Here is a 7,330-nt window from a genome sequence, read left to right as displayed (position 1 = left end):
GGAGGTCTCACAGACGTGTGGATGTTTTTTTTTTCAGAAGCACGGAGTAAAGCTTGCTGTGAGAAGTCAGCAGACGCCATAGTAGATACGGATACAAGCCTGCCCATGAAAAAAAAAATGTATAGCAGGAAGTCTTACTAAGTATCGAAGGGCAGAACTTTATTGTAAGTGAGTAGTAAATGAATGTTACCAGATGAAAGGACGAATGCAGAAAATATCAACGATTAGTGATAGCTGCCACGATGGGAATAGGACGGAATCCGAAGGCTATGGTGGAGTGCAGACTTTTATCGGGATAACTGAAAACAACCTCACGGAAGTACTATTTACGCAAGACAATCTACTGGAACAAATCCTTTCTGCCCATAACCTGAACAAGGCTTATCAACAAGTAGTGTCCAATCATGGAAGCGGGGGAATAGATGGAATGGAAACAGACGAACTTTTACCATGGTTATTGCGCAACAAAGAAGACCTGTTGTTGTCAATCAGACAAGGTACATATCGTCCTAATCCTGTTCTTCGAGTAGCAATTCCCAAGGCAGACGGCAAGAAACGTCAACTGGGCATTCCTACAGTAGTAGACCGTTTTGTACAACAGTCCCTATCACAAATTCTCTCACCCCTCTACGAGCGTGAATTTAGTGATACCAGCTATGGCTTTCGCCCCAAGCGTAGTTGCCATGATGCCTTAAAACAATCTCAAACTATTATCACCTCAGGCTATAGATATGCAGTTGACTTGGATTTGGAGAAATTCTTCGATACGGTCAACCATAGTCGCCTGATAGAAATCCTATCTAAACGGATAAAAGATGGTCGTGTAATCTCGCTCATCCATAAATATCTGCTTGCAGGAGTTCGAATAGAGAACAAGTTTGAGCATAATTTCTCCGGAGTTCCCCAAGGCGGTCCATTAAGTCCATTGTTGAGTAATATTATGCTTAACGAATTGGATAAAGAATTGGAACGTCGCGGTCATCCTTTTGTTCGTTATGCGGATGACTGTTTAATCTTCTGTAAGAGTAAACGGGCAGCAGAACGGACCAAAGTCAGTATCATTCGTTTTATAGAAGAAGTACTATATCTACGGGTAAACAAAGAGAAGACGAGTGTAGGCTATGTACGAGGCATGAAGTTCCTTGGCTATAGTTTCTATCTCAAGTCAGGAGAATGTCGCTTAATTGTCCACCCTAAAAGTTACGTCAAACTCAAAACCCGCTTAAAGGAATTGACAGGTCGCAGCAATGGGATGGGGTATGAAAAACGGAAAATCACACTTCGATTGTTTATTCGAGGCTGGCTTGAATACTTCAAGCTTGCCGAAATGAAGAAACGACTTCAAACATTGGATGAATGGTACAGGTGTAGGCTTCGGATGTGCATTTGGAAATGCTGGAAGAAAGTAAGAACTCGCTTCAATAACTTATGCAAGAGTGGGATAAATAAAAAGAAAGCATGGGAGTGGGCAAATACCCGTAAGGGTTATTGGCATATCTCTCATAGCTATATCTTAACCCGTGCTCTAAATAATGACAATTTGAGACGAGCCAATTACCCATTTCTTATGGACTGTTATCGTAAAGTGGTATCGTAAGTAAGGAACCGCCGTATGCCGAACGGCACGTACGGTGGTGTGAGAGGTCGGAAAATAAAATAGGAGGAAAACTATTTTATTTTCCTCCTACTCGTTGGCCGATAGCAACACCCGTCATGAAAAGGAGGTGAAATGGATCGCCGCATGGCTCTATCTCATCTACATTGCGATGTGGACATTCCTCGTGGCGTATCAATACCTGCCCCGCGCGGCCGTGGTGCTTAACTTGACTGGCTATCTGGGAATGATTCTGGTGCCCGTTCAACTGTACCGTCTCATCTGCACACTCTCGCGGACGGAACGCCTGACGCCCTTTTCACTGTGGCACTACGCGCTGCCGGTGGGAATCGTGGGGTTACTTGCGGTGTGGTCTGTTTTCGTTCCTTATGACGTGCAGTCGTGGCTTTTAGAGAACAGAGGCGTCCCCGATCCCGGCCGGCCGGCTTATTCGCAGCTCTTTCTGTCGAAACCTTTGATGCGACTCCTGTTCAGCATTGTCTATTTTCCGCTCTGTATCGTCCGGCTTTACCGCTACTACCGCGAAACGAACCGTGGCCGCAAACGTGCACACCTGCGCAGGCCTGCCAATTGGGTGTGGGTGGTGATGGCCTGTGTGGTGCTTGTCATGGCGGTGACATTCATGCAGTATATCTATCCGCGCGGGGTGTTCATCACCCGGTGGTGCGGTCTTATCGCCGCTTTTGTTATTGTCGCCGAACACGCGGTGATCGGGTATCACATCATCTCGCGCAATTTTCTGCTCTACGCCCGCCCGGAGGGAGAAGAAGAGGATGAAACGCCTGCAAAAAGAAGATGCTGGAGGCCGTCCGGTTCGCACGGCAAAACGTCTGCCGGGAGTGAAATTGCCCAACCACAACCCAGCCCCCGGACACAACCCCAACCCCAACCCCAACCCCAGACACGGCTCACGCTGACGCGCAAGACGCTGGACCACTATATGAAAACCGACAAACCGTGGCTCGACCCGTCGTTCAGGATAACCGACCTTACGGAGACGTTCGCCGCCTCGCGGAACACTGTTTCGGCCTTTGTGAACCGGACTTACGGAGTGAACTTCAGCCGTTACCTGAACCGCCTGCGCCTGCAGGAGATGGAACGGCTGGTGGTGCTGCCCTCCAGTGCGTCCAAAACACGAGCGGAGCTTGCCCTTCTTGCAGGATTTGCCAACGACCGGGGTTACAGGCGGGCGGCCGAGGCCGAAAAGAACCCCGGCAACGGAAATGGGACGGAAGGAATGAAGGTTGTTTCGGAAAATAACGGCGGCGATGACTAACCGGCAGGATATATATGTCAGCCTGATATACGAAATCCAGGCCGCCGTCTCCATTATTTGCGTGGTGGTGATGGTGATGTACCTGCTGTCGCGCAGGCCCAAACCCGTGACACTCGTCAGGTCTCTGATATTCGCCTACTGCATGAGTGGCTTGGGGTGGATATGTATGATGCTCTATATTATCTCTCCCCATGTATTCGTTATTCTTCAATCTTTTTTCTATTTCGGATTCTTCATCTGGCACGTCATATTTTACCGCATCATCTTCTTTTTGACCGGAACGGGCAGGGAGGAAAAGTTTTCGCGTTGGCATTACCTGCTTCCCGTACTGATACCCTTCGTTCTGTTCGTATGGTCGTTCTTCGTTCCGATGGACTCCCAGATATATATCGTGGAGTCGCGCGGAGAGCTTGCTCCGGGCTATGAGGCCTATTCGGTGCTGTTCCTGAGCAAGGCTGCCGGGATCTTCGTGTGGAATATCGTCTACGCCATGCTGTCTCTGAGACGCATCGTGGCGTACAACAGGGTGGCGCCCGATTATTTGGCCGATGAGGGGAGGTCGTCCACACGGTGGATGATGCAAATTTTCTGGTTGAAAATATCCGTGATAACCTTGCCGCTGATAGATTTCATCTTCGGTAAGACGGTACTCATGGGGTCGCTTATCATAATAGTTCCCTGTGTGCTGATAATCGTACAGTTGATTTTGCTGTGCTACAATATCGTCGCCGAGAACTACACGGTCATCCCGCTGCCGCGCCCGGAGGAGGAACACGCGGAGAAAATACGAAAAATCCGCCGCGCCCGGTTCGAAAAGTATATGAGCACCCACAAGCCCTATCTAAACGCGAAACTGCATATTGCCGATGTTGCGGTGGATCTGAATACCAACCGAACCTACCTGTCGAACTTTATCAACAGGGAGTACGGCATGAACTTCAGCCGTTGGATAAACCGTCAGCGATTGCAGGAGCTTGAACGCATCCGTCTCGACCCGGCCTGCCGGGATCTTTCGGGCATGGAATTGGTCATACAGGCGGGGTTCTCCAACTATCGTGCATACGCCCGTGTCAAAAAAGCCGAAGACAAACTGACAACCCTCGGGGAGTAAACTGACAACCCTCGGGGAGTAATGCGAATCGAGGTCTTTGCCGTCGGCTAAGCCCGCAAAGACAACACCACCCGCAGTTACCTGTGTGCCAAAGCCGACGCGGATTTCTTTTTATCTTCCGGGTAGGATAACGTAGCGCAGCATTTAACCTGCATTATTCATACNNTTAAAGCCAATACTCCGTGAATCATCTGTTTGCTACCACTTGGTAAGAGTATAAATCCGTCCCGTGGGACAAATTTCACAGTCTCACGAGACGGATTTTTTCATCTCATGAGACGGATTTATTTGTCCCACGGGATGAATAATGCAGGCTACTTAAAATCATGTATTTGCAACTTGACGTTGTCTTTTTATATTCTTCTTCATTATCATATATTTGATAGGTAACATTCTTATCTTTATCCATACTAACAGATAAAAACATGACTATTTATTCTATTTCCCATAGGCATTTCTTGATTACTTATAATGTGTAAAAACGGATAAACTATCTAATATATTATCAAATATGTTCATTTTGTCAATTGGAACCTTTTCATAACAGGCTCTAATTCCTTCAAAAGAATCTTCTCTCCAAACTTTATCATTTATTGTTCCTCTAATGATAATTTTACCACCTAAGGTGTCGGTTCTACTTACTATATAACATTTACTATTGGCAAGTAATGGCGTCTTTTGTAAAGCTCCTTTAAATAACGTAATAATAGAACCATTATTATAATAATAATCAATAAATTTACCCTCCTCGTAATTGTGTATTCTTTTTTTATAACCACAAGGCAATTCTATCCTAATAAGTGAAGTTGAAAAAGTATCAACTTCAACGCACATACTAATATTTTTATTCTCTTGCGCATTAATCCAAAAGTAATTGGAAAACAGTAGAGCTATACCTAATAATAATATATTATTTCTTTTTATCATCATAATTTTTTCCGGCTTGTTTAGTTACTATTTCTATTTGTTTTTTTAATCTTAAATTTGTCTCTGTTCTAATATTGGGAACAACATACATGTTAAATTCAGCGTCCCATTCTGGTTCACCAGCAACATTTACATATCGATGATTATAATCATAACTTTTATCGGTTTTTTTTAGTTCATAAAAATAAGCATGCCCATAAGCTTCATGAGCAACATTTTGTGCTTGCCCTTTTTCATCTAAAAATGAACTTGTCTGAATCCAAACGTTACCATCAGGGGAAGATTTATTTTCTTCTCCTGGTATTGCGGTTAACCCTTTATAAGTTAGGCTAAAAGCTTCCCCCTCAACATCTTTATCTGTTACAGAAAAGTTATAGGTTGTTTCACTATTTGCTAGTGTTTTTAACGCAAGCATATTTTCTGATTCACTTTTACTTTTGTTTAGTCTGCTTACATTTAATGTTCCATCTTTTTCGAATTTTACAAATTTTGCCTCCTTTTTTGTTAAAGTATTAGAAATGTTTCTTCGAGACACTTCACCTAATGCAACGACCTCTTCCCCATTAGGATCAATATATCTCATCGGATTATTCATGCAATAAACATACGGACTAATTGAATAATACTTCTCCGCCAGCGGGTCAGGCGTCGGAAAACTCCAATCATCTTTCCATCTTGCCTCGAAGTCATACCAGTTCAGCCCCTTCTGCGTATCCAATTCCTTTCCTCCGAACTTGTACGGCTGTGAGGAAGTCTGCGTCCCTTCGGTGAACAACATTCCATAAGGATAGTAGTGATTGCTTTGCACTATCGTCCCGCTTCCCTTGGCAACCACCCGGTTGTTGCCCAAATGGTCGGTCAGGTAGAAGTGGTAGGTATCGTTGGTGGTGCTTCCGCTTCCAATCTCAATGTAACCGCCTTCAATGAGTATACGCTTCAACGTACTGTTTTCATAGATCATGTTCCCGGCGTAATCCGTCTTCTTTCCGCTGATAGTTGCGGTCAGCTTCCGCCCGTCGACCGCATACACGTACGTATTCGTTGCCGAACCGGAAGAATTGGATATTGCGAGTGAACACGGCAAATTTAGCAAATTATATGATATGTTGCTTATTCCCTTATTTAAATCCTTTATCAGGTTGCCGTTCCTGTTGTAATAGTATTCACGGGCGGTATTGGAACCATTCTTGAAGTCCATTGAAGCGGATAAACTAACGCTGGCTCCCGAGTCTTCAGCCTTTATTAGCTGGTTACCCGCATAAGTCATCGTCAGGTTGTCGATGATGCCGTAGGTCGAGGTGCCGGTATTCCCCCTGCGTGTCAAGCCGGTCATGTTGCCGTGTTTGTCGTAGGTGTATGTGGTATTGAAATTGCTGTTCACGCTTCCGTTTTCCAGATAGCCTGCGGCGGTAAGCCGGGAGAGGTTGTCGTAAGTAAATCGGTATCCCCTGGTCTTGCTCTCGTTGGAGAGTTTCCAGCTCATGGCGGAGATGTTCCCGTTGTACCGGGGCGTGTTGCTGCCGTAAGCGTCGTTGTAATACAGCGTCTGGGTGAACAGGGTGGAAGAGATCGACTTCATCCAGGAACGGACATTGTAAGTATAGGTACTCTTCAAGGATGCGTTCCCGTTCCGTTGGCTAGTTTTCAGACGACCGAGTTCATCGTACGTATTGGCGGCGAGGATTACTTCATCGCCTGTGTTCAGCTTGTGCTTCACGCTCGTAAGCCGCCCGGCATCGTCGTAGGCGTATGTATAGACTTCCGTCTGCGTCGTCCCCGCAGCCACGTGTACATGTTTGCGCTTGGTAGCCTGCCCGGTGAAGTTATAGGCGAAGTATTCCTTTTCGCTGCCGCCTGTAAGGTGGTTGTTGGATTTGGACTGGACAAGCCTTCCTTTGACGTCGTAGTACATTACGGTGTACAGGTAGTTCGTTGTGCTTACCGTACCACCGGTCAACTGCGCCGTCAGCGTACCGGTCAGCATGCCTTTGTTCTTTACCTTGTTGGCGGTGGTGTAGTCCGTTCCGTACCAGGTTCCGTAACCGTCTTCGGACGTGTATTTCACCTTTTCATCCGTATTGGGGGGAATATTGTTTTGCCCCAGGAAAATATAATTGTCGTAATAGTTTACGGTTAGCACGGTAGGGGTTGTAAGGTTAAGACCCAAGATGGTGTATCCCTTGTAAGCACTTGTGGTATTGTTTCGGTCGGCTTTTATCACGACGTTCACCAATGGCGATGTGGTCGCCAACGCGTTGTAAGTGTTGGAACAGATTCCTGTCACGCATACGCGTCCGAACACGTCGGGTATGGAGAATGTCCATTCTTTTGGGGATTTCTTGCGCTGCTCGCCGTCCTGGGAGAAGATAAGCCGGTCAGCTTTGTCATATATGTAGTACGT

The 7,330-nt window shown here is 46.0% G+C and carries 5 protein-coding genes; 3 read left to right on the top strand and 2 right to left on the bottom strand.

The features are described from left to right. Positions 1–193 precede the first annotated feature (193 nt). The 3 genes from ltrA to B2Z67_RS13900 all read left to right on the top strand — a co-directional run bounded on the left by ltrA (position 194) and on the right by B2Z67_RS13900 (position 4,002). Positions 194–1,597 carry a group II intron reverse transcriptase/maturase gene (gene ltrA, locus B2Z67_RS13910; protein WP_291530440.1) on the top strand — a complete coding sequence of 468 codons (1,404 nt, stop codon included), beginning with the start codon at positions 194–196 and terminating at the stop codon, positions 1,595–1,597. Between the two features lie 94 nt (positions 1,598–1,691). Beyond that, a complete protein-coding gene (locus tag B2Z67_RS13905; RefSeq protein ID WP_291530439.1) occupies positions 1,692–2,891 on the top strand; it encodes a hypothetical protein in 1,200 nt (399 codons plus the stop codon). Next, positions 2,884–4,002 carry a helix-turn-helix domain-containing protein gene (locus B2Z67_RS13900; RefSeq protein WP_291530438.1) on the top strand — a complete coding sequence of 373 codons (1,119 nt, stop codon included), beginning with the start codon at positions 2,884–2,886 and terminating at the stop codon, positions 4,000–4,002. Before B2Z67_RS13905 ends, B2Z67_RS13900 begins: the two co-directional genes overlap by 8 nt. 462 nt (positions 4,003–4,464) lie before the next feature. On the opposite strand, the gene B2Z67_RS13895 is transcribed toward B2Z67_RS13900, so the two are convergent. Then, on the bottom strand, positions 4,465–4,932 hold the full coding sequence (locus B2Z67_RS13895) for a hypothetical protein (RefSeq protein WP_291530437.1): 468 nt from the start codon (positions 4,930–4,932) through the stop codon (positions 4,465–4,467). Further along, on the bottom strand, positions 4,913–7,330 hold a 2,418-nt coding region (locus tag B2Z67_RS13890), incomplete at its 5' end, for an RHS repeat domain-containing protein (RefSeq protein WP_291530436.1). The genes B2Z67_RS13890 and B2Z67_RS13895, both read right to left, overlap by 20 nt.

This window comes from Bacteroides sp. UBA939, assembly GCF_002293435.1.
Classification (GTDB): Bacteria; Bacteroidota; Bacteroidia; order Bacteroidales; family Bacteroidaceae; genus Bacteroides.
This window is presented reverse-complemented; position numbering and strand designations above follow the sequence as displayed.